The 21,798-nt window shown below is 65.0% G+C and carries 18 protein-coding genes, 2 tRNA genes and 1 pseudogene; 13 read left to right on the plus strand and 8 right to left on the minus strand.

Features of this window, described 5'->3' with window-relative positions; all coding sequences use genetic code 11:
• Positions 1 to 30 precede the first annotated feature (30 nt).
• From ACVW1C_RS23500 to ACVW1C_RS23525, 6 genes and pseudogenes are all read right to left on the minus strand, one after another.
• A pseudogene (locus ACVW1C_RS23500) lies at positions 31 to 3,542 on the minus strand (PAS domain-containing hybrid sensor histidine kinase/response regulator).
• 114 nt (positions 3,543 to 3,656) lie between these two features.
• Entirely contained in the window at positions 3,657 to 4,886 is a 1,230-nt protein-coding gene (hemA, locus tag ACVW1C_RS23505) for a 5-aminolevulinate synthase (RefSeq protein WP_456760439.1), read from the minus strand.
• A 183-nt stretch (positions 4,887 to 5,069) separates the two neighbouring features.
• On the minus strand, positions 5,070 to 6,134 hold the full coding sequence (locus ACVW1C_RS23510) for an MBL fold metallo-hydrolase (protein ID WP_456760440.1): 1,065 nt from the start codon (positions 6,132 to 6,134) through the stop codon (positions 5,070 to 5,072).
• A gap of 268 nt (positions 6,135 to 6,402) precedes the next feature.
• The gene (locus tag ACVW1C_RS23515; RefSeq protein WP_456760441.1) at positions 6,403 to 8,547 is read right to left on the minus strand and encodes a methyl-accepting chemotaxis protein; all 2,145 of its coding nucleotides are present in this window, start codon (positions 8,545 to 8,547) and stop codon (positions 6,403 to 6,405) included.
• 239 nt (positions 8,548 to 8,786) lie between these two features.
• Complete coding sequence (locus ACVW1C_RS23520) at positions 8,787 to 9,533, minus strand: outer membrane protein (protein WP_212317193.1); 747 nt, start codon at positions 9,531 to 9,533, stop codon at positions 8,787 to 8,789.
• A gap of 226 nt (positions 9,534 to 9,759) precedes the next feature.
• Positions 9,760 to 10,080, minus strand: a complete 321-nt coding sequence (locus ACVW1C_RS23525; protein ID WP_092123112.1) for a hypothetical protein — start codon at positions 10,078 to 10,080, stop codon at positions 9,760 to 9,762.
• A gap of 100 nt (positions 10,081 to 10,180) precedes the next feature.
• On the opposite strand from ACVW1C_RS23525, the gene ACVW1C_RS23530 reads away from it, so the two are divergent.
• Positions 10,181 to 10,306 carry a hypothetical protein gene (locus ACVW1C_RS23530; protein ID WP_456760442.1) on the plus strand — a complete coding sequence of 42 codons (126 nt, stop codon included), beginning with the start codon at positions 10,181 to 10,183 and terminating at the stop codon, positions 10,304 to 10,306.
• A gap of 45 nt (positions 10,307 to 10,351) precedes the next feature.
• On the opposite strand, the gene ACVW1C_RS23535 is transcribed toward ACVW1C_RS23530, so the two are convergent.
• Positions 10,352 to 12,115 (minus strand): hypothetical protein, encoded by a 1,764-nt coding sequence (locus tag ACVW1C_RS23535; RefSeq protein WP_456760443.1) that lies wholly within the window; start codon positions 12,113 to 12,115, stop codon positions 10,352 to 10,354.
• 254 nt (positions 12,116 to 12,369) lie between these two features.
• Positions 12,370 to 12,444 (minus strand) — tRNA-Thr (locus ACVW1C_RS23540).
• A 319-nt stretch (positions 12,445 to 12,763) separates the two neighbouring features.
• On the opposite strand from ACVW1C_RS23540, the gene ACVW1C_RS23545 reads away from it, so the two are divergent.
• From ACVW1C_RS23545 to ACVW1C_RS23600, 12 genes are all read left to right on the plus strand, one after another.
• Positions 12,764 to 13,003: a hypothetical protein gene (locus ACVW1C_RS23545; RefSeq protein WP_456760444.1), complete on the plus strand. Its 240-nt coding sequence runs from the start codon at positions 12,764 to 12,766 to the stop codon at positions 13,001 to 13,003.
• A gap of 137 nt (positions 13,004 to 13,140) precedes the next feature.
• Positions 13,141 to 14,838 (plus strand): FAD-dependent oxidoreductase, encoded by a 1,698-nt coding sequence (locus tag ACVW1C_RS23550; RefSeq protein ID WP_456760445.1) that lies wholly within the window; start codon positions 13,141 to 13,143, stop codon positions 14,836 to 14,838.
• Between the two features lie 201 nt (positions 14,839 to 15,039).
• Entirely contained in the window at positions 15,040 to 15,348 is a 309-nt protein-coding gene (locus tag ACVW1C_RS23555) for a UBP-type zinc finger domain-containing protein (RefSeq protein WP_456760446.1), read from the plus strand.
• A 277-nt stretch (positions 15,349 to 15,625) separates the two neighbouring features.
• A complete protein-coding gene (locus ACVW1C_RS23560; protein WP_456760447.1) occupies positions 15,626 to 16,126 on the plus strand; it encodes a hypothetical protein in 501 nt (166 codons plus the stop codon).
• A 139-nt stretch (positions 16,127 to 16,265) separates the two neighbouring features.
• A complete protein-coding gene (locus tag ACVW1C_RS23565) occupies positions 16,266 to 17,090 on the plus strand; it encodes an alpha/beta fold hydrolase (RefSeq protein ID WP_456760448.1) in 825 nt (274 codons plus the stop codon).
• Positions 17,091 to 17,405: 315 nt separating this feature from the next.
• Positions 17,406 to 17,834 carry a DUF2948 family protein gene (locus ACVW1C_RS23570; protein ID WP_456760449.1) on the plus strand — a complete coding sequence of 143 codons (429 nt, stop codon included), beginning with the start codon at positions 17,406 to 17,408 and terminating at the stop codon, positions 17,832 to 17,834.
• 104 nt (positions 17,835 to 17,938) lie between these two features.
• The gene (gene hisD / locus ACVW1C_RS23575) at positions 17,939 to 19,234 is read left to right on the plus strand and encodes a histidinol dehydrogenase (protein ID WP_456760450.1); all 1,296 of its coding nucleotides are present in this window, start codon (positions 17,939 to 17,941) and stop codon (positions 19,232 to 19,234) included.
• Complete coding sequence (locus ACVW1C_RS23580) at positions 19,231 to 19,737, plus strand: UPF0262 family protein (RefSeq protein ID WP_456760451.1); 507 nt, start codon at positions 19,231 to 19,233, stop codon at positions 19,735 to 19,737. The genes hisD and ACVW1C_RS23580 overlap by 4 nt, the downstream gene beginning before the upstream one ends.
• Positions 19,738 to 19,791: 54 nt before the next feature.
• Positions 19,792 to 20,256, plus strand: a complete 465-nt coding sequence (locus ACVW1C_RS23585; RefSeq protein ID WP_456760452.1) for an arsenate-mycothiol transferase ArsC — start codon at positions 19,792 to 19,794, stop codon at positions 20,254 to 20,256.
• Between the two features lie 194 nt (positions 20,257 to 20,450).
• Positions 20,451 to 21,080 (plus strand): Maf-like protein, encoded by a 630-nt coding sequence (locus ACVW1C_RS23590; protein WP_050403368.1) that lies wholly within the window; start codon positions 20,451 to 20,453, stop codon positions 21,078 to 21,080.
• 117 nt (positions 21,081 to 21,197) lie between these two features.
• Positions 21,198 to 21,380 carry a DNA gyrase inhibitor YacG gene (yacG, locus tag ACVW1C_RS23595; protein ID WP_092123134.1) on the plus strand — a complete coding sequence of 61 codons (183 nt, stop codon included), beginning with the start codon at positions 21,198 to 21,200 and terminating at the stop codon, positions 21,378 to 21,380.
• Positions 21,381 to 21,520: 140 nt separating this feature from the next.
• A tRNA-Phe gene (locus tag ACVW1C_RS23600) sits at positions 21,521 to 21,596 on the plus strand.
• The last annotated feature ends 202 nt before the right edge of the window (positions 21,597 to 21,798 follow it).

The following is a 21,798-nucleotide window of genomic DNA, read 5'->3' on the forward strand; positions in this document are numbered from 1 at the left end:
TTCGACGCGCGCCCGGCTTGCGCGCTGCGCTCACTCCGCCGCCACCATCTGTTGGGTGCGCCATTGTCCGAGCAGGGCGCGCAGCGAGGCCGGCTTGACCGGCTTGTTCAGCACCGCGATGTTTTCCTCGCGCGCGGCCAGGCGCACCGCGGGGCTGCGGTCGGCGGTGATCAGGATCGCCGGAATGCCGTCGCCGAAGCGGCGGCGGATCTCGCGGATTGCAGCGATGCCGTTGCCGCGGTCGAGATGATAGTCGACCAGCACGCCGGTGACGCGGCCGCCGGCGGCCTCGATCGCGCTGATCGCGCCGTCGGCATCGAGCACCGCGATCACCTCGGCGTCCCAGGCCGTCAGCAGCGTCTTCATGCCGTCGAGAATGGCGGGATCGTTCTCGATGCAGACGATCAGGGAGCCGCTCATCGGCGTCTTCGACAGCGGCGTAGCGGTGGTGACGGCCGCGGTATGGTTGACGGCGGTGGCGACCGGCACGGTGACCGAGAATGCCGAGCCGCCGCTCACATTGGCCGAAATCGCGATGCGGTGGTTGAGCACGCGCGCCAGCCGCTCGACGATCGACAGGCCGAGACCGAGGCCGCGGGCGATCCGGGCGCCCTGCTCGAGGCGATGGAATTCCTTGAATATCTCGCCGCGCTTCTGCACGGGAATGCCGACGCCGGTGTCGAAGATGCTGATCTGCAGCCTATCGCCGCGGCGGCGGCAACCGACCAGCACGCGGCCGCGCGGGGTGTATTTGATCGCGTTGGAGATGAAGTTCTGCAACAGCCGGCGCAGCAGCGAGCGGTCGGATTCGACCGGCAGCGAGCAGGCCACGAAGCGCAGATCGAGGCCCTTGTCGCGGGCGATCGGCATGAACTCGATCTCCAGCGAGCGCATCAAATCGGCCATCCGGAAGCTCGTGATCGCCGGCGTCATGGCGCCGGCATCGAGCCTCGAGATATCGAGCAGCGCGCCCAGGATGTCCTCGATCGCCTCGAGCGAGTCGTCGATGTTCTCGACCAGGCGCGAATCCTCGCCGCCGTTCTGGCGTTCGACCAGGCTCGTGACATAGAGGCGCGCCGCATTGAGTGGTTGCAGGATGTCGTGGCTGGCCGCCGCCAGGAAACGCGTCTTGGAGGCGTTGGCGTCCTCGGCGATGCCCTTGGCGTGCGCGAGTTCCGAGTTCAGCCGCGTCAGCTCCTCGGTGCGGTCGCGGACGCGCTTTTCCAGCGTCGCATTGGCGCGCTCCAGCGCCTCCGCGGCTTCGAAGCTCGGCGTGACGTCGGAGAAGGTGATGACGAGCCCGCCACCCGGCATGCGGTTGGCGCGCACCTCGATCACCAGATGGCGGTCGGAGAAGCGTTCCAGATAGGGCTCGCCCTCGGTGGTGTAGGCGCGCAGCCGCAGTTGCAGCAGGTTGTCGCTGTCGCCGGCCGGCGGCGGACTGCTCGCGCCCATGAAATCGAGGATCTCGGGCAAGGGGATGCCGAGCTGCACCAGGTGCGGCGGCAGCGCGAGCAGTTCGGAGAACTGGCGATTGGAGCAGATCAGCTGCAAATCGGCGTCGAACACCGCGATGCCCTGGCGCACATGGTTGAGCGCGGTCTGCAGGATCTCGCGGTTGAAATGCAGCGCGGCGTGCGAGTCGTCGAGCAGCTTCAGCGCGGCCTTGGCGGACACCGTCCGCCGCTGCAGCAGCAGCGACATCACGAGGCGCGAGGACGCCGCTCCGATCGAGGACGCGATCAGGCGCTCGGCGTGCTGCAGCAGCTCGAAATCGGCCGGTGCCGAGGCCAGCAGCACGACGTTGCGGTCGACGGCGAACGCGGCGAACGCCTCGCGGGTGCGGTCGGGGCCGAGATATTGCGTCACCGTGCTCTCGATGTCCTGCACCGTCACCGTGGTGCGCCAGCGCCGGAAGCTCGGCGCGATCGGGGCCAGCGCATTGGGCACGAACACGTCGGCCTGCAACAGCTCGATCGCGGACGGCGCGCGCGCCAGCGAGAACACGACGTAGGTGAGGACGTTGAGCGCAAGGCTCCACAGCACGCCGTGCAGCAGCGGCGGCAAATCGGCGCCGAACAGCGCCTGCGGCCGCAGCGCCTCGATCCCGAACGGCCCATGCTGCAGCAGCATCAGGCCGGTGGTCGAGTTTTCCAGGAAGCTCGGGATGAACAGCGTGTAGAGCCACATCGCGAAGCCGACCAGCATGCCGGCCATGGCGCCGCGTGCGGTGGCGCGCGGCGCCAGAACAGGCCGCCGAAAAACGCCGGCGCGAGCTGGGTGATCGCGGCAAAGGACAGCAGGCCGATCGCAACCAGCTGGGTGTTGCCGAGCGCGCGATAGTAGAAATACGCCATCACCATGATGGCGAAGATCGAGAAGCGGCGCGCCTTCAGCAGGAAGTCGCCAAAATCCTTCTGGCCGGCGCGGGCGTCGTCGCTGCGCGGCAGCACCAGCGGCAGCACGATGTCGTTGGAGACCATGATCGACAGCGCGACGCATTCGACGATCACCATCGCGGTCGCCGCCGACAGCCCGCCGACGAACACGGCGAGGCTCAGCAGCTGCGAATTGCCCTCGATCGGCAGCGCCAGCACGAACATGTCGGCATCGACCGCGCCGAACGGGAAGATGATGAGGCCCGCGATCGCGATCGGAATCACGAAGATATTGATGGCGACGAGGTAGAGCGGGAACAGCCAGCGTGCCCGGCTGACTTCGGCGCCGGTCGAATTCTCCACCACGCTGACATGGAACTGGCGCGGCAGCAGCATGATCGCGCAGAACGACAGCAGCGTCATGATCAGGAAGTTGCCGATCGACGGCACATATTCGATCGCGCGCACCGCCTCCGGCGTCTTCAGCGCGCGCTCATAGAGCTCGACCGGGGAGAACATCCAGAAGGTGACGAAGGCGCCGGCGGCGATGAAGGCGACCAGCTTGACGATGGATTCGGCGGCGATCGCCAGGATCAGCCCGTGCTGGTGCTCGGTCGCGTCGGCGTGGCGGGTGCCGAACAGCACCGCGAACACCGCCATCGCCAGCGTCACCATCAGCGCGATATCGCCGATAACAGGGATTTTCGAGAACGCCGGATCCTCGCTCAGGATGGTTTCCAGCGATGAGGCCATCGCCTTGAGCTGCAGCGCGATGTAGGGCACCGAGCCGATGATCGCGATCAGCGCCACGGTGGCCGCGACCGCCTGGCTCTTGCCGTAGCGCGCGGCGATGAAGTCGGCGATCGAGGTGATGTTCTGCGACTTGGCGAGCGCGATGACGCGGCGGAGCAGCGGGGTGCACAGCCCGATCATCACGATCGGGCCGACATAGATCGCCAGGAAGTCGACGCTGGTGCGGGTGGCGAAGCCGACCGAGCCGAAGAAGGTCCAGGAGGTGCAGTAGATCGCCAGCGACAGCGGATAGATCCAATGGCTGGCACGGCCGCGCGCGCCCGGCGACATCCGGTCGCCGCGACTGGCAATGAAGAACAACAATCCGATGTAGGCGAACGCCGTGGCGATGACGCCCCAGTCGTGCAGCATCGCTGCTCACCTCCTGTCCCGGCCGCAGGAAGGGCCGGGTGCCGGGATTATAACGCAAAGGACCGGCCGTGCGATGCACGGCCGGCCCAAATTCGAGGGTAGGAAAGGATAGGGTTACTCGGCGGCCAGCGACTTCTGGTGCAGGGGCAGGCCGAGCCGGTCCCAGACCTGGAGCAGGGCCTCGGCCAGCGCGTCGATCAGGCCGTCGTCATGGTAGGGCGAGGGCGTGATGCGCAGCCGCTCGCTGCCCTTGGCGACCGTCGGATAGTTGATCGGCTGGATGTAGATGCCGTGGTCCTCCAGCAGCAGGTCGGAGGCGCGCTTGCACTTCTCGGGATCGCCGACGAACAGCGGCACGATATGGGTCTCGCTCGACATCACAGGCAGCCCGGCGGCGGTCAGGATCGCCTTGGTGCGGGCGGCGCGGTCCTGGTGGCGCTCGCGCTCCCAGTTCGAGGTCTTCAGATGGCGGATCGCAGCGGTGGCGGCCGAGCAGATCGCCGGCGGCAGCGCGGTGGTGAAGATGAAGCCCGGCGCGTAGGAACGCACCGCGTCGATGATCTCGGCGCGGCCCGCGATATAGCCGCCGAGGCAGCCGAACGCTTTCGCAAGCGTGCCCTCGAGCACGTCGATCCGGTGCATCACGCCGTCGCGCTCGGCAATGCCGCCGCCGCGCGGGCCGTACATGCCGACCGCATGCACCTCGTCGACATAGGTCATGGCGCCGTATTTCTCGGCGAGATCGCAGATCCTGGCGAGCGGCGCGACGTCGCCGTCCATCGAGTAAAGGCTCTCGCAGACGATCAGCTTCGGCCGGTCGGGGCCGGCGGCGATCAACAGCTCTTCGAGATGCGCGACATCGTTGTGGCGGAAGATCTGGCGTTCGCAGCCGGCCTGGCGCACGCCTTCGATCATCGAATTGTGGTTCAGCGCATCCGACAGGATCAGGCAGTTCGGAATCAGCCTGGCGAGCGTCGAGATGCCGGTCTGGTTCGAGACATAGCCCGAGGTGAACAGCAGCGAGGCCTCCTTGCCGTGGAGATCGGCGAGCTCCGCTTCGAGCTGCACCAGCGGATGATGGGTGCCCGCGATGTTGCGGGTGCCGCCGGCGCCGGTGCCGACGCGGGTCGCGGTCTCGACCATGGCGCCGACCACCTTGGGATGCTGGCCCATGCCGAGATAGTCGTTGGAGCACCAGATCACGACGTTGCGGCTGCCCTTCGGCGAGTGCCAGGTCGCGTGCGGGAAGCGTCCCGCGATCCGCTCGAGGTCGGCGAACACCCGGTAGCGCCGCTCGTCATGCAGGCGGTTGAGGGCGGTTTGGAAAAACTGGCTGTAATTCATCGGCGAACCCAGAAAGCGGAACCTGACCGGAAAAGCTGCCTCTTCTTAGAGCTTTTCCAGCTCCAATGTCCATGCATTGGCCCACATCTGGGCATGCGCGACAGTTGGGCAAATTGCCCTAGCGGCCGTCTATCCGGCTTGATTTCGGTCAAATTGCCCGAGCCATTTACGGGCCGGCCGGTCTCAGGTCGTCTTGAAGCGCAGCATGCCGTCGTCGTGCATCTCGGCCGTCAGGCGGCCCTCGACCAGCATGTAATTGACGTGGGCGACCAGCTCGCCGGCGGCGAAGCCCATCTGGTGCTCGTCCAGCACGTGCTTGTGGAACACCACCGGGACCAGTTCCTTGGAGGTCTGCGGCACCTGCCGGCAGGCCTCGGCGATCAGCCGGCAGCGCTCCTCATGGTGATCGGCGAGCTGCTTGATCCGGGTCTTCAGCCCGTAGAACGGCACGCCGTGGCCGGGCAGCACCATCACGTCATAGGGCAGGGTGGTGGTCAGGCTCGCCAGCGAGGCCAGATATTCGCCGAGCGAGTTCTGCTCGGGCTCGACCGCCCAGACGCTCACATTGGGCGAGATCTTGCTCAGCACCTGGTCGGCGGACAGGAACAGCTTGTCGGCCGCGCAATACAGCATCACCTGGTCGAGCGCGTGTCCGCCGCCGGTGATCACCTTGAAGCGCCGCGTGCCGATCACGACCTCGTCGCCATGGGTGAGGCGGTGATAGGACGGCGGCAGCACCGACACGCGCTTCAGGTAATCCTGGCCGCGGCCGAGCAGCTTCTCGGTCAGGTCCTCGTCCATGCCGTGGCGGCGGAAGAACAGCCGCTGCGCGTTGCGCCGTTCCTCGGTGCCGCGGTTCTGGTGATAGACTGATTGCAGGTATTCGACCTGCGACATGAACAGCGGGCAGTCGAAGCGCTCGGTGATCCAGCCGGCGAGACCGACATGGTCGGGATGCGAATGCGTCACGATCAGCCGCCTGACCTTGACGTGCTTCAGCGGTCCCTCGAACAGCGTGGTCCAGGCCGCGATCGATTCCTCATTGCCGAAGCCGGCATCCACCATGGTCCAGCCGTCGCCGTCGGCGAGCAGGTAGATGTTCACATGGTTGAGGCGGAACGGCAGCTTCAGCCGCGCCCACAGCACGCCGGGGGCCACCTCCACGACCTGGTCGTGGCCCGGATGGTTCTCCCAGGGGTATCGCAATGCCTCCGCCGAAGAGGGAAGGCTGTCGGTCTTCGTATGCATGCTACCGACTTAGCGGGACCCGGGCCGCCGCGCCAGCCGAAAAATCAGATAGCCGTCCGGAGAAAAGGGGACGGCGTGAGCCCGAATTCCGTAGCCCGGATCAAGCGAAGAGCCTTCTCTTCTCCTTCCCCCTGAAAGGGGGAAGGTCGGGATGGGGGTCAGCCGCAGGCAACGGTGCATGTGGAGAGAGCAGATCCCCACCCGCTGCTCTGACGAGCAAAGCGACCTCCCCTTTTCAAGGGGAGGTTGGGGCGCGTAAGCGGCGGGCCTACGCCGCCCTTATGTTCGACAGGAAGCCGTCGATCTCGGAGCGCAGCAGGTCGGCCTCGCGGCGCAGCGCGTCCGAGGCGCTGAGCACTTCGCCGGCAGCAGTGCCGGCCTCGGCCGAAGCGGTCGAGACGCCGACGATGTTGCTCGACACCTCGCTGGTGCCGCCCGCCGCATGCTGGATGTTGCGGGCGATCTCGCGGGTCGCCGCGCCCTGCTCCTCGACCGCGGCGGCGATCGCGGTGGTGACGTCGTTGATCTCGCCGATCGTGCTCGAGATGTTGCGGATCGCGGTGACCGCCGTCGTCGTCACCTCCTGCATGCTGACGATCTGCTGGCGGATTTCCTCGGTCGCCTTGGCGGTCTGGCTCGCCAGGTTCTTCACCTCGGAGGCGACGACGGCAAAGCCGCGGCCGGCCTCGCCGGCGCGCGCCGCCTCGATGGTGGCGTTGAGCGCGAGCAGATTGGTCTGCGAGGCGATGGTCTGGATCAGGTCGACCACGACGCTGATCCGCGCGGCATTGTCGGCAAGCCCCTGCATGGTGGTGTCGGTGGCGCTGGCTTCCTCGACCGCCTTGCGGGCGATCTCCGCCGAGGTGACGACCTGGCGGCCGATCTCGGCAATCGACGACGACAGCTCCTCGGTGCCGGCCGACACCGTCTGCACATTGACCGAGGTCTCCTCGGCGGCCGAGGCGACCGCGTTGACCAATGCGCTCGACTGGTCGGCGGTCGCCGACATGCTCTGCGCGGTCGACTGCATCGAGTTCGCCGCGCTCTGCAGGCTGCCGAGCGCGGTGCGGACCGTCGATTCGAACGTCGCGATCTGCTTCTCCATGCGCGAGGCACGCTCGGCCTTGGCGGTGCGGTCCTTGTTCTGGTTTTCGGTGAGCTCGCGGCCCTCGATCATGCTCTCGCGGAACACCTGCAGCGAGTCGGCCATGACGGCGATCTCGTCGCGCTGGCGGCTCTGCGGGATCTCGGTGTCGAGGTCGCCGTCGGACAACAGTTGCATCGAGCGCTGCAGGCCGCGGATGCGGCGCAGGATGTTGCGCCCGACATAGAGCCAGACGAACAGGAACGAGCCGACCAGCGTCAGCGCGCCGAGCCCGATCATCACCGTGGTCGCGAGCGAGATCTGCTGCCGCGCCTGGAAGGTGGCAGAGTCGGTGTCCTTCTGTACGGCGTCGACCAGCTGCTGGACGCTGATGCCGAGCCCGACATTGAGCTTGCGGGTCTCTTCCAGGATGGTCTGGCCGTAATCGATCGAGTCGAGCTCCTTCTGGCGAATCTTGAACACGCCGGTCTTGCCTTCGCCAAGCACCAGAAGCTTCTGCGCGGTGTCGCGCACGGCAACGATCGCCGGATTGTTCGGCAGGTCCTCGAGATTGGACTTGATCCGCTCGCGGCCTTTCTTGAACTCCGCCTCGATCGCATCGAGCGTGTCGCTGGAATTGGCCGACAGCGCCGCGGTCATGTCGGCCGCCATCAGATTGCCGATGGACAGCACGTTGCTGATCTGACCGACGGTGCGGGCCGCTTCCGTGGCATCGTCCGCGGAGACTTCGGCTGCGGCGAGGATGGCGTTGAGCCGGGTCTGCGCGTCGAGCATCGCCGGACCGGCGGCGGATGCGAAGGCCCCCTGCGCCTTGCGCAGCGCGTTGTACTGCTTGTCGCGCAGTGCGCCGACGTCGAGCCGCTCGTGCGCGGCGGAGATCAGGCTCCTGGTCGCCTCGTCGGTGTTCTTGACGTTCTCCTGCAGCGCGCTGACGACGGACTTGTCGGCGCCGAGTTCGATGATCTCGCCAAGCTTGGCATTGGTTTGCTGCGCGACCTCCTGCACCTTCTTGGTGCGATCGTTGAGCGCATCCTCGCTCTGCACGGCGAGCAGGCCGGGTCCCTGGGCCGCGAGCGAGGCGCTTTGCGCGGAAAGCTGCAGGCTCGCGGCGAGCCGCGGAATGTCGCGGCCGGAGAGATCGCCCATGGTGCCGCCGAGCTGGTGCAGCACGATGCCGGCGCCTGCGCTGATCACGAGTGTCATGCCTGCGATCACGGCGAATGCCGCGAACAGGCTGCCCCTGACGCCCATCTGCGGCAGGCGGATGCGCTTGAGATTTGGTTTGCCGAGCTTGAACCGAAACGCCATTGCCCCGTATCCCCCTGGCCCACTAGCTTGGCCACTACTCTTGGATGTTTCCCCGGCGCGGGAGTATCAATGCGGCGGGTTAACAAAATCGGGAAAATTGCGACGATCTGCCGGATTTTTCGCGGCTGCCGCGCGTCGGCGCCGTGTTGGTTCGCTGTGCGGAATCGATGCGCGCGATCGGACGCAAAAAGGCCGGCGTGAGCCGGCCTTTCCACTCTCGGTTGTGGTGGTCGGAAACCTCAGTAGCGGCCGTAAGCGGGACCGCCGAGGTTGCCGAGGTTGAAGCGGTAGTTGAGGCCCGCCTTCACCGTGTGCTCGTCATTGTGGAAGCTGCCGACCGGCACCAGCGCGCCGGGTGCGGTGAAGCGGCTGTCGCCGAAGTCGTAGTACTGGTACTCGACCTTGGCCGACCAGTTCGGCGCGAACATGTATTCGGCGCCGCCGCCGATGGTCCAGCCGTTGCTGTGGTTATCGGTGAGCGCGAAGGGGACCTGCGCGCCGCCCAAAGTCACCGTTTCGTTGTTGTCGGAATAGGCGTAACCGCCCTTCACATAGATCAGGCCCGGGCCCCAGGTGTAGCCGACCCGGCCGGTGATCGAGGCGATACCGCGCTGGTTGTTGTTGTAGACGTAACCGCCCGGGAAGATCGCATTGAGCTGGTGGCCGCCGACCCAGGAATACTGGCCTTCGAGGCCGATCACCCACATCGGCGACAGCTGCCAGTCGTAGCCGCCCTGGACGCCGCCCATGAAGCGGGCGCTGGAGTCGGACAGCGCGAGGCCGTTGAACGTGTTGTTCTGCGAGAACACGCCGCCGAGATGGCCGCCGAGATAGAAGCCGGTCCAGTTGTAGAGCGGCGCGGCGTAAACAGGCGCGGGCGCCTTCTGGTAATAGCCACGGGAGCCGAGGTCGGCGGCCTGGGCGGTCGCGCCAAAGGCAGCGACGGCAACAGCTGCGGCTGCGGTTGCGAGCAGGAACTTCTTCATGGGGCAGTCTCCGGACAAGTCATGAGGCGCAGCGTGAATGGCGCCATCCATGGCGATGCGTTAGACCGCATTTGAATAAAATTTCTCACCGAAAGGCGGCTTGGAGCGTTAAGTCGCACCCTTTGCGGCGAAACGTTTTGTTGTGCCTAACGAATGCTTAAGCGGGAATGACGGAAGGCTTAAGGGGCCGCGCGCGGCGCGCTTGATCCGTTAACCAAGCCGTCTGCTAGTCGAGCCGCTTGCGCACGTCGTCGCGCATCTGCTCGCGAAACGCCTGGCGGCGCGCGGCGCGATCCTTGACCGGAACGTCGTGGCGATCGAACACGTCGAACTTCTCCAGGATCGGATAGTGCTCGCTCGCCATCGCCAGCACGCGCAGCAGCGCGGCGACCTTCGGGGTCGGGCCGGTGACTTCCCACTTGCGGAGCTTTTCGGCGCCGCCGGCCGCCGGCAACCCGCACAGCTTCGCCATGTCCGCCGCCGTCAGCTTGCGGCCGAGCGCCTCGCCGAGATGTTCGCGCAGTTTCTTCAGTTCTGGGCCAGTCACTCTTGAGTCCGTTCCGCGACTTTGAAGTGTGAAGTGAGTCACATGATGTGATCGAGGCGCAGGCTATACGCCGCGCATGCGACTCCTCAAGGAAACCATCATGCACGGCATTATCGAAAGCCTCAGCCCCGAGCACGGACAGATCGATTGGAAATGGGTCGGCAGTGTGTTCGTGGTCTACGTAGTGCTGACGATCGGCGGGGCGGGTCTGCTGCTCGCGCATTGACGGGTGTGCGCGCTTACGGAAGTCGATTTGCGTTACTACGGCGCTCTATATTGCTGTTTGGCGCGGTACAAGCTGCTGAACACCTTCAGCCCCCGGCGGAAGACTTTTAAACTCTCTATCGCGACCTGCGGGCCAAGCATTCTGTTGCGCTAAGATGAGGTCAGCGACGGGAAGCGAAACTGTTTGTCCAGTGGCTAATAGGGAGCCAGTATGGCGATAGATTACGCGCTTTCCCGCTCCCCTGTACGGTGAGACGGCAAGGGAGCCACCATGCGTGCCTGTATTGCAAACGACGACATTGCAAAAGATCATCCGAGAAAGCGCTTCTGCCGCGTGATCGAACGTGGGTATATCGGTGTTGTAGGCAAGTATGAACAAGTGTTGAATGCCAAGGCGGTACATAGCAACTCGCTCGAGGTCTAAGAAGTCATAACATACGGCGACTGCAAACTTCCCAAATTTGCCGGCGTCAAATACCCAAACTTCCGGGACGGATTGGAAGTCGAAGCCGTGCTTCTTTATTAGCTCCTGTTCCCGGTAAGCTGCATATGTCTTTCCGACGTATCTAACGGTAGCTCTCGATGAGAGCTTCCCGGTGCCCCACGCATTTGGAATTACCACAGCAGCGCGGTTTCTAACTTTCTTCGCATTCCTTGATTTGTCGAAGTCCATTCCAGCGATAAGGACCGCGTTCATTTGCGCGGCGATTACCCGCAGATTTGGCAAAAAGCCAACAGGCACTGTTAGCTCGGGCAACAACACAATTTGAGGCGGTGTCGATTCCTGTGCAAGGGCAGCCAATTGGTGCTGCATCTGAGCGATCACCGCGCGTTCTTCGATAGGAGCCATCTGCAGCGAATTTTTCCACGCATTCGCAGCATGAACTGTCGTTTGAATGACAACGCCGACGTTCAAGCCATTGTTCTCGCGAACCTTCTGTCTCCACGATTCCCACGTCCATAGAGGCAGAGTGAAACTCCCTGAGGGGCGTTCTTCGAGCCACGATGCGGGAATTAAGACGTTCGATGGATGAAGCTCGTCGAGTATCTCAAGTCTACCGGTGGGAAAGACCTCCACCAACGCGACCAATTGCCGTACGATCTCCAGGGCGGTCCATTCGCCGATACGCGGATCTTCGACCGAGAACGTGGCAATAGAAGAGAGCCAGCTCTCAAGCGAAATGTTTCTTGATCTCGCCAAGCTTTGTGAGTGCTTAGCGAGTTTGCGAAATACAGCGGGACGGCGCCGCATTCCCGCAATCTCAATTGGATGAGAAGATTGCTGTTGTTCGAGAAGCCAGCCCGCGTCAGACATTTTGAGCCGCTTTGGGTGCTCGCTCCAATAGGTTGAACCCTTGAGCGGCATTTGCTTGGGTCCCTTTCTCAAACTACGGCGATCAAATAAGTAGTTTGGATTGTGGCTATCTCGTGTGAGCTGCCAAGCAAGGCCGGGACCAAAATCTCTGTCGGGCCGCAAAGAGTCCAGCCAATGCACCCAAACGCCTATCGGCGAGCCTGTTCGTGTTCGCCAATCGGCTGAAGAGGCCGTCAAGTCCGGTGCCTCTAGCATAGCTGCGAGTAGATCCATATTTTGTCTGGATCTCCTGCGGGAGATGACTTTTGTCGCGTAGGCGACAGCAGCGAGCAACGCATTGCGCGATGCTAAGCCCGCGAAGCTATCATCCTCGAGGTTGACAATCTGGCACAACGAACGTCGGACAGCGGCCTTGCCGGTTAGGCGTCGCAGAACTCGAAAATCTGTGCTTCGCCTTAAAATGTCTGCTGCTTGCTCTAAGCTAACGTCTGGCACACTAATCTCCGGTCCTCCGCATATAAGCAGATTGAGTAGCGCACTCTAGCACCCGTCAAGCGTGCAAAGTCGTTAGTTTTTGCAGCGATGGGTCATCAGTTTGGACATCAACCTCGGTAACGGATTCTGAGCTTCCATGCGCATCAATCAGATAGATGCCATGCCGTCGGCGTTCGCGGATTCGCTGTGTGGCCGTCCGGGGCGGCTAAAGAAACTATGTGGCTGGATAAAATGTTGATTTTTCAGCGAGATCCTGGTGCTGCCAGACAGGATTGAACTGTCGACCTCTCCATTACCAATGGAGTGCTCTACCACTGAGCTACGGCAGCGTGCCCGGGAAAAATTGAATCGGCCCCAAGGGCCTGTCCAAGCGGGCGGTTCTTGCCACAGGCCTCCCGTTGGCGCAAGCGAAACAGCGCCCCTGTTGCCGATGAAATCGGCAGAAACTGACGTTCCTGGCCGGTGATTCTACCCAATCCGGCCGATTCCGGTCCGATTGGGTTCCGATCCTGCCGGGAAGCCGGATTTCGCCCGGCCGCCGAATCATGCGGCCTGGCGCAACTGGCCGACCGGGCAGGGTGCGCAGGCGGCGGCCATTGGCTATGTTCGGCCTCGCGGAAGGCGCGACGGCGGTTCGAGAGTTTTGCAATGACAGGTGAGCACGACAAGGGCGGCGGGCAGGCCGGAGCCCGCGTGAAGGATTCGCGACAGGATCGTCTCAAGCTGGCGCTGCGCGAAAATCTGAAGCGGCGAAAATCGCAGGCACGCGGTCGCGAGGATGTGGCTTCCGAACCAGCCCAAGCCTCGTTAGATGACGCCTCGCTAGATGACGCCTCGTTGGATGACGGCTCACGAGACGACGCTGGCGGAAGCGAGCCGGGCCGCTAGATCGATTTCTGCGAGATGGACATCAGTTCGTGCAGAAAATCCGGCAAAACGACAAGCCAGGGCCTGGGTTCTGGTTCTAGTGAGAATCGAAACTCCGGCCGGTTGGCATTTGTTGCAACAAGAAGAGAGTCGCCGAGATGGCCATGGATGAGACGACGATCGATCGGCTGAACGCCACCGCCACCGCCTTCCCGCGCCATGAGCAGACCTTTCCGACCCTGACCGCGCATGAGATCGAGCGGATGCGCCGCTTCGGCGAGCCGCGGTCGTATGGGGATGGCGAGGCGCTGTTCGAGACCGGCAAGCCGGGGCCCGGCATGTTCGTGGTGCTGTCGGGCAACGTGTCGATCTCCCAGCGCGATGGCCTCGGCCGTGTCACGCCGATCATCGACCAGGGGCCGGGGCAATTCCTTGCCGAGATCGGCCAGCTCTCCGGCCGCGCCGCGCTGGTCGACGGCCATGCCGAGGGCCCCGTCGAGACGCTGTTGCTGCCGCCCGAGCGGCTGCGCGCGCTGCTGGTCGCCGAGGCCGATCTCGGCGAGCGCATCATGCGCGCGCTGATCCTGCGCCGCGTCAGCCTGATCCAGGGCGGCGCCGGCGGGCCGGTGCTGATCGGCTCCGCGTCGGTCGGCAATATGGCGCCGCTGCAGAATTTCCTGGCGCGTAACGGCCAGCCGCATCACGTCCTCGATCCCGAGACCGACAAGGATGCGGCCGACCTCGTCGCGCGCTATTCGCCGACGCGCGCCGAGCTGCCGCTGGTGGTCTGTCCGAACGGCACCGTGCTGCGCAATCCGTCCGAGACCGCGCTTGCGATGGCGCTCGGCATGATCGGCAGCAGCGCACATGAGAAGCTCTACGATGTCGCCGTGGTCGGCAGCGGCCCGGCCGGGCTCTCCACCGCGGTCTACGCGGCCTCCGAGGGCCTGTCGGTCGCGGTGTTCGATTCCCGCGCCTTCGGCGGCCAGGCCGGCGCCAGCATGCGGATCGAGAACTATCTCGGATTCCCGACCGGCATCACCGGCCAGGCGCTGGCCGGGCGCGCCTTCAACCAGGCGCAGAAATTCGGCGCCGAGATGCTGATCCCGGTCTCGATCAAATCGCTCGACTGCTCGAAGGCGTCGGGCGCGTTCACGCTCGCCACCGGCTGCGGGCACACGCTGCGCGCCAAGTCGGTGGTGGTCGCGAGTGGCGCGCGCTATCGCCGGCCGGCGATCGACAATCTCGAGAGCTATGAGGGCCGCGGTGTCTGGTACTGGGCCTCGCCGATCGAGGCGAAGCTCTGCGCCCAGCAGGACGTCGTGCTGGTCGGCGGCGGCAACTCCGCCGGGCAGGCCGCGGTTTACCTCGCGGCGCATGCGCGCCGGGTCAACATGATGATCCGCGGCGGCGGGCTCGGGGCCAGCATGTCGCGCTATTTGATCGAGCGCATCGAGGCGACGCCGAACATCGAACTGATGTTCAACACCGAGGTGATCGGGCTCGAAGGCGCGGAGACGCTGGAGCGCGTGCGCTGGCGCAGCCGGCTCGCGCCCGACGAGTTCACCATGGATATCCGCAATCTCTTTTTGTTCGTCGGCGCCGATCCGGCGACCGGCTGGCTCGAGGGCTGCGGCGTGCAGGTCGACCGCGGCGGCTTCGTGATGACCGGTGTGCAGAAAGGCGACGGCGCGCCCGCCGTGCCGCTGCTCGAGACCACGGTGCCCGGCGTGTTCGCGGTCGGCGACGTCCGCTCCGGTTCGGTCAAACGCGTCGGCGGCGCGATCGGCGAGGGCGCGCAAGTCGTCGCCGCGCTGCACGGCTATCTCGCCGATGACGGGAGCCCGTCGCTGTAGCCGCCGCAATGGGCGATCGATGCGGCGAGCACGAGCTATCCCGTCATCCTGAGGTGCGAGCGGAGCGAGCCTCGAAGGATGCACGGCCCCGCTGGTGGCCGATTCATCCTTCGAGGCTCGCTGCGCGAGCGCCTCAGGATGACGGATCAGGCAGGCGAACGAGCGGAATTCGAAGCAACAGCATCCGAACGAGAGATCAAAATGACAAAAGGCTGCACCCATATCGCCGGCATCCGGGATGTCACGCCGAGTGCGCTCGGCTGCGAGGAGTGCCTAAGGAGCGGCAGCCGCTGGCTGCATTTGCGGATCTGCCGGACCTGCGGTCATGTCGGCTGCTGCGACGATTCGCCGAACCGGCATGCGACGGCGCATTTCCACGCCACCGGCCATCCCGTGATCGAAGGCTACGATCCGCCGGAAGGCTGGGGCTGGTGCTATGTCGACGAGGTGCTGTTCGACCTGTCGACGCGCAAGACGCCGCATAGCGGCCCGATCCCGCGCTCTTACTGATTCAACTTCTCACGAGGCGCACGCGTCGCCGGCGCGTGACGGACGCAAGGACCATCCCCGTCATCCCCGCGCAAAGGCTTCGCCTTTGTCGCTGGAGGTGCGAGCCTTGCGGCGCAATTGCGCCGCAAGGGCGCGCACGTCAGGATGACGGGGCAACTAAAATCCGGCGCCGGCAAATTTTCGCATGACGTGTCGGCGGTCCCGCCATCGAACCATGTAGCAATTTTCAAAGACGCATCGTAACGTGGTGCGGGTTTCTCAACGGGGAGTGGGCCATATGACGACGCTCGTGCTTGTGCACGTCATTATCAGCCTTATTGCAATCGTCGCCGGCGTGATCGTGATGTTTGGCCTGCTCGGCTCGCGCGCAATGCCCGGGTTGACCGCGATCTTCCTCGTCCTCACGATCCTGACCAACGCCACCGGCTTCGTGATCCCTCCTCTGGTGACCGAGAAGCTGCTGCCGTCGCACATCATCGGCGGCCTTTCGCTGGTGCTGCTCGCGATCGCCTGCATCGCGCTGTATGCGATGCAGCTCAAGGGCGCCTGGCGCCCGATCTATATCGTGACCGCGATGGTCTCGCTCTATCTCAACGTCTTCGTGCTGGTCATCCAGAGCTTCCTCAAGGTGCCTGCGCTGCAGGCGCTGGCGCCGGCCGTGCCGCCGAACCCGCCGTCCGGGCCGGTATTTGCGGTGGTGCAAGGCATCGTGCTGGTGTTCTTTGCCGTGGTGATCATCGGCGCGTGGCGCCGGTTCCGGCCGGTCACATTCGCCTGATCTGACACATCTGTTCATGCCTCGCCAATCCGGGGCACGCGTCAGCGTGAACCCGGAATCCAGAGTCAATCGATCAAGATTCGGGGTTCAGGCTGCGTGTCGCCCCGGAATGACGTAACGCAACAGGAGGAGCAATCAAATGCCCACCATCACCACCAAAGACGGCGTCGAGATCTTCTACAAGGATTGGGGTTCGGGCCAGCCGATCGTGTTCAGCCATGGCTGGCCGCTGTCGTCGGACGACTGGGACGCGCAAATGCTGTTCTTCGTGAGTCAGGGCTTTCGCGTGATCGCCCATGACCGCCGCGGCCACGGCCGCTCCGCCCAGGTCGCCGACGGCCATGACATGGACCACTACGCCGACGACCTCGCGGCCGTCACCGCGCATCTCGATCTGAAGAATGCCGTCCATGTCGGCCATTCCACCGGCGGCGGCGAGGTGGTGCATTACATCGCGCGCCACGGCGAGAGCCGGGTGGCGAAGGCCGCGATCCTCAGCGCGGTGCCGCCCCTGATGGTGCAGACCGCGGCCAACCCCGGCGGCCTGCCGAAGTCGGTGTTCGACGGCCTGCAGGCGCAGCTCGCGGCCAACCGCTCACAGTTTTACCGCGATGTGCCGACCGGGCCGTTCTATGGCTACAACCGGCCCGGCGCAAAGCCGTCGGAAGCCGTGATCCAGAACTGGTGGCGGCAGGGCATGATGGGCGGCGCCAAGGCGCATTACGACGGCATCGTCGCGTTCTCGCAGACCGACTTCACCGAGGATCTGAAGAAGATCACCGTGCCAGTGCTGGTGATGCATGGCGACGACGACCAGATCGTGCCCTACGCCGATTCCGCTCCGCTGTCGGCCAAGCTCCTGAAGAACGGCACGCTGAAGACCTACCATGGTTTTCCGCACGGCATGCCGACCACGGAGGCCGAGACCATCAACAAGGATCTGCTGGCGTTCATCAAGGGGTGAGGCGGCTGGCGCTGCGCGTCGTACCGCTTGTCCCAACGCCGCGCAGCTTCACCCCCTCCAAAGTGAGGCTGCCACCGACGGCAAGGTTCCCGCCTTGGGGGGCCATTGCGAGCGCGGAGAGATTTCGGAATAATGGAAATTTATCCCTGATTTGCCCGGCGTGTCAAGTTGCCTTGCCGATCCCGGGTGCCGTCGGCATGCTTTGCATGGGGTTGTTTTCGATATTTTGCCTGTGCGCTCGCCGGTTCCGCTGAGCGGGGGTTCCTTGAGGCCATGCGGTACCGCCCGCGGCCGCAAGGCGTTATAAGGACCATCATGTCCCCGCCCGCCCCCCTGAAGCTGATCGCCCTCGATGCCGATGACCTCGCGGTCATCTCTGCCCATGTACAGGACGCCCGCGTTCAGCCCGCCGACATCGTCTGGCGGCAGGACGAGAAGCGCCTCGTGGTCGGCCTGAACCGGCTGGACTGGGAGCAGACCCTGGCCGGCGCCACTTCTTCGCGCCGGCTGATCGCCGCGCTCAGGTTCGACCGGGTGCTGGCATGCAAGTCGCGCAACATCGACCTGGAGGCCCCGGCGGCCACCCTGGAACTGCTCGGGATCGAATTCCACGCCTCCGACCCGCCGGGCGGCAGTGCGCTGCTGATGTTCGGCCAGGGTGCGGCGCTGCGGCTCGATGTCGAGTGCCTGGAGTGCGAATTGACCGATCTCGGGCCCGACGATCTCGGGGTGGGGCCGGAGTAGTCCTTCGCCTGGACGACGGGGAGATTGCGTGCCCCCCAAGGGTTGACGGCCATTATCCGCCGCGCCATTGAGCAGGGACCCAAAGTCCTCTTCAGAAAGCCGCCATGCCCGTTCGCCTGGACCGACAGAGCGCCGATTTCGAGCAACGCTTCCGCGAATTCCTGGCGGCCAAGCGCGAGGTATCGGCCGACGTCGAGCGCGCCACCCGCGCCATCGTCGACGATGTGGCCGCCCGCGGCGATGCGGCGCTGCTTGAGGCGACCAAAAAGTTCGACCGGCTCGAACTTGACGCAGCTGGCCTGCGCATCACCGCCGCCGAGATCGACGCCGCGGTTGCGGCCTGCGACGCCAAAACCATCGAGGCGCTGACATTCGCGCGCGACCGGATCGAGACCTTCCATCGCCGCCAGCTGCCCAAGGACGAGCGCTTCACCGATGCCGCCGGCGTCGAGCTCGGCTGGCGCTGGAGCGCGGTCGATGCGGTCGGACTTTACGTGCCCGGCGGCACCGCGGCCTATCCGTCTTCGGTGCTGATGAATGCGGTGCCGGCCCGGGTCGCCGGCGTGCCGCGGGTGGTGATGGTGGTGCCGGCGCCGGACGGCAAGCTCAACCCGCTGGTGCTCGCGGCCGCCCATCTCGGCGGTGTCTCGGAAATCTACCGCGTCGGCGGCGCCCAGGCGGTGGCGGCGCTGGCCTATGGCACCGCGACGATCGCGCCGGTCGCCAAGATCGTCGGCCCCGGCAACGCCTATGTCGCCGCGGCCAAGCGGCAGGTATTCGGCAAGGTCGGCATCGACATGATCGCCGGCCCCTCCGAGGTGCTGGTCATTGCCGACGACACAGGCAATGCGGACTGGATCGCGGCCGATCTCCTGGCGCAGGCCGAGCATGACGTCAGCGCGCAGTCGATCCTGATCACCGACAGCCCGCGGCTCGCGGCCGATGTCGAACGCGCGGTCGAGGCGCAGCTTGCGACGCTGCCGCGTGCGGCGATTGCGCGCGCCTCGTGGGATGATTTTGGCGCCGTCATCATGGTGGCAAAGCTCGACGACGCCATCGAGCTCGCCAATGCGATCGCGGCCGAACATCTGGAGATCATGACCGCGGACGCCGAGGGCCTGTCGAAAAAGGTCCGCAACGCCGGGGCGATCTTCCTCGGGCCCCATACCCCGGAGGCGATCGGCGACTATGTCGGCGGCTCCAACCACGTGCTGCCGACCGCGCGCTCGGCCCGGTTCTCCTCGGGCCTCGGGGTGCTTGACTTCATGAAGCGAACCTCGATCCTGCGCTGCGGGCCGGATCAGCTTCGTGCGCTCGGGCCTGCCGCGATGACGCTCGGCCAGGCCGAGGGTCTCGATGCCCATTCACGTTCCGTCGGATTGCGCCTCAACCTCTCATGAACAAGCCACCAGACGACGAGGATTCCAACAATCGCATCGTCGCGGTGACGCTCGACGAGGAATCGATCGGCCGTTCCGGTCCCGACATCGAGCATGAGCGGGCGATTGCCATCTACGACCTGGTCGAGCAGAACCTGTTCGCGCCCGAAGGCGCAGCCGGGCCGGGGCCCTACACCCTGCACATCGCGATCACCGGCAACCGGCTGATGTTCGATATCAGGAAAGAAGACGGCACGCCGGTGGTGGCGCATCTGCTGTCGCTGACGCCGTTCCGCCGCGTCGTGAAGGACTACTTCATGATCTGCGACAGCTACTATCAGGCGATCCGGACCGCGACACCGGACAAGATCGAGGCCATCGACATGGGCCGCCGCGGCATCCATGACGAGGGCTCGCGCACGCTGCAGGAGCGGCTCAAGGGCAAGGTGCGGGTCGATTTCGAGACCGCCCGGCGGCTGTTCACGCTGATCACCGTTCTGCATTGGAAAGGCGAGGGCGGATGATCGTCGCAAAGGTGATGGACGGGGTTTTGCCCCGGCCAAAAAAAGCCTGATCGCATGGAAGCGCCGCGCGCGCGCACCCCGCAGGCCGTGCTGTTCGCATGCGGTCACAACGCCGTGCGCTCGCCGATGGCCGAAAGCCTGCTGCAGCAGATGTTCCCGCAAGGCGTCTATGTCCGCTCCGCCGGCGTGAAGAAGGGCGAGCTCGATCCGTTCGCGGTCGCGGTGATGGCCGAGTTCGGCCAGGACATTTCCGGCCACAAGCCGCAGACCTTCGAGGAGCTCGAGGATTGGGAGGGGCTGAACTTCGACCTCATCATCACGCTGTCGCCCGAGGCACACCACAAGGCGCTGGATCTGACCCGGACGCTCGCCGCCGCTGTCGAATACTGGCCGACCCCTGATCCGACCGGCACCAGCGGCAATCGCGAGCAGAAGCTCGCCGCCTATCGCGAGGTCTGCGACGGCCTGTTGCTGCGCATCCGCCGGCGCTTCACCAAGGCCGGCGTCGCGAACCTGTGAGGCTCAACGTAGAGACCCGCGTGTTCCGATTCGCCGGTCCGCCCCTTGTCGCCAGACTGACAAACAGCTGTGCTTATGGGGCCTTGTCGCCCACGGGGAAGCGCGATTCGCGACCGGTTCCAAGGTTGTGCATCCATGCCCCATCCGATAGGTTCCGCCCGCGTCCGTCCCCCCGATTCAGCCCAAAAGCCCGCATGCTAGGCCGTCCCAAATTCGTTCTTGCTTCCGGTTCGCCGCGGCGGCTGGCCCTGCTCAACCAGGCCGGCATCGAGCCCGACGCGCTGCGCCCGGCCGATGTCGACGAGACCCCGCGGCGGGGCGAGTTGCCGCGCGCCTGCGCCAACCGCCTGGCGCGTGCGAAAGCGGACGCGGCGCTGAAGTCGGTGCAGCTCGACGACGATCTGCGCGGCTCCTTCATCATCGCGGCCGACACCGTGGTGGCGGTCGGCCGCCGCATCCTGCCCAAGGCCAATCTGGTCGATGAAGCCGCGCAATGCCTGCGCCTGCTGTCGGGCCGCAACCACCGCGTTTACACCGCGATCTGCGTGGTGACGCCGCGCGAGGCGTTCCGCCAGCGCCTGGTCGAGACCCGCGTGCGCTTCAAGCGGCTCAGCGACGACGATATCCAGGCCTATATCGGCTCCGGCGAATGGCGCGGCAAAGCCGGCGGCTACGCCGTGCAGGGCATCGCCGGATCCTTCGTGGTCAAGATGGTCGGCTCCTACACCAACGTCGTCGGCCTGCCGCTCTACGAGACCGTGACCCTGCTCGGCGGCGAGGGTTTTCCGATCCGCCACGGCTGGCTCAACGCCGTCGCGGTGTGATCCGCCTTCGCGCGGCTGCGGCGCCTGCAACGCTCCCGCAAGCAAGCGGGAGAGGGCACGCGGCGGAACATGCGGCCGCCTCCTCGATTGCCAATTGGTGTAAGCTGCGCCGAAGCCATGACTGACCAAGCCCGAACACCCCCGGCCACCGCGCGCACCTGCCCGATCTGCGGCAAGCCCGCCCAGCAGGCCTTTCTCCCGTTCTGCTCGTCGCGCTGCCGCGACGTCGACCTCAACCGCTGGCTCAGCGGCCGCTATGTCGTTCCCGGCCGTGAGGACGACGTGGAGGACCCGGAATAGCCAAGATTTCCCAACAAGTTGGGGAAACAATGCCAGGCGGGCGGCGCTCGGCGGAGCCTTTGGCGAAGGCGGGTGGACACAGCGCCCCGACCTCTCTATAAACCGCCCGCTCGCTGCGGCCTTTTCGGCCCCGCGGGTTTGCCCAGGTAGCTCAGTTGGTAGAGCATGCGACTGAAAATCGCAGTGTCGGTGGTTCGATCCCGCCCCTGGGCACCAAACTTACGCTTTTCCACGCTAGAATACGATCTTGCACGATTGCGTTCGCAGATGACCTACGCGAAGAGCGCTCGCGGATTTCTCTCCCCAGATCGATTTCGAGAGCCTGTCGACTAGACCCACGATGCTGTGACCGACAAGCCGGCTGGCGCTCGCTGCAGCATGCGCGCCGAAAAAGCCCGCGATAGTCTGAGCGGCTAGT

The organism is Bradyrhizobium sp. USDA 4011 (genome assembly GCF_054063415.1).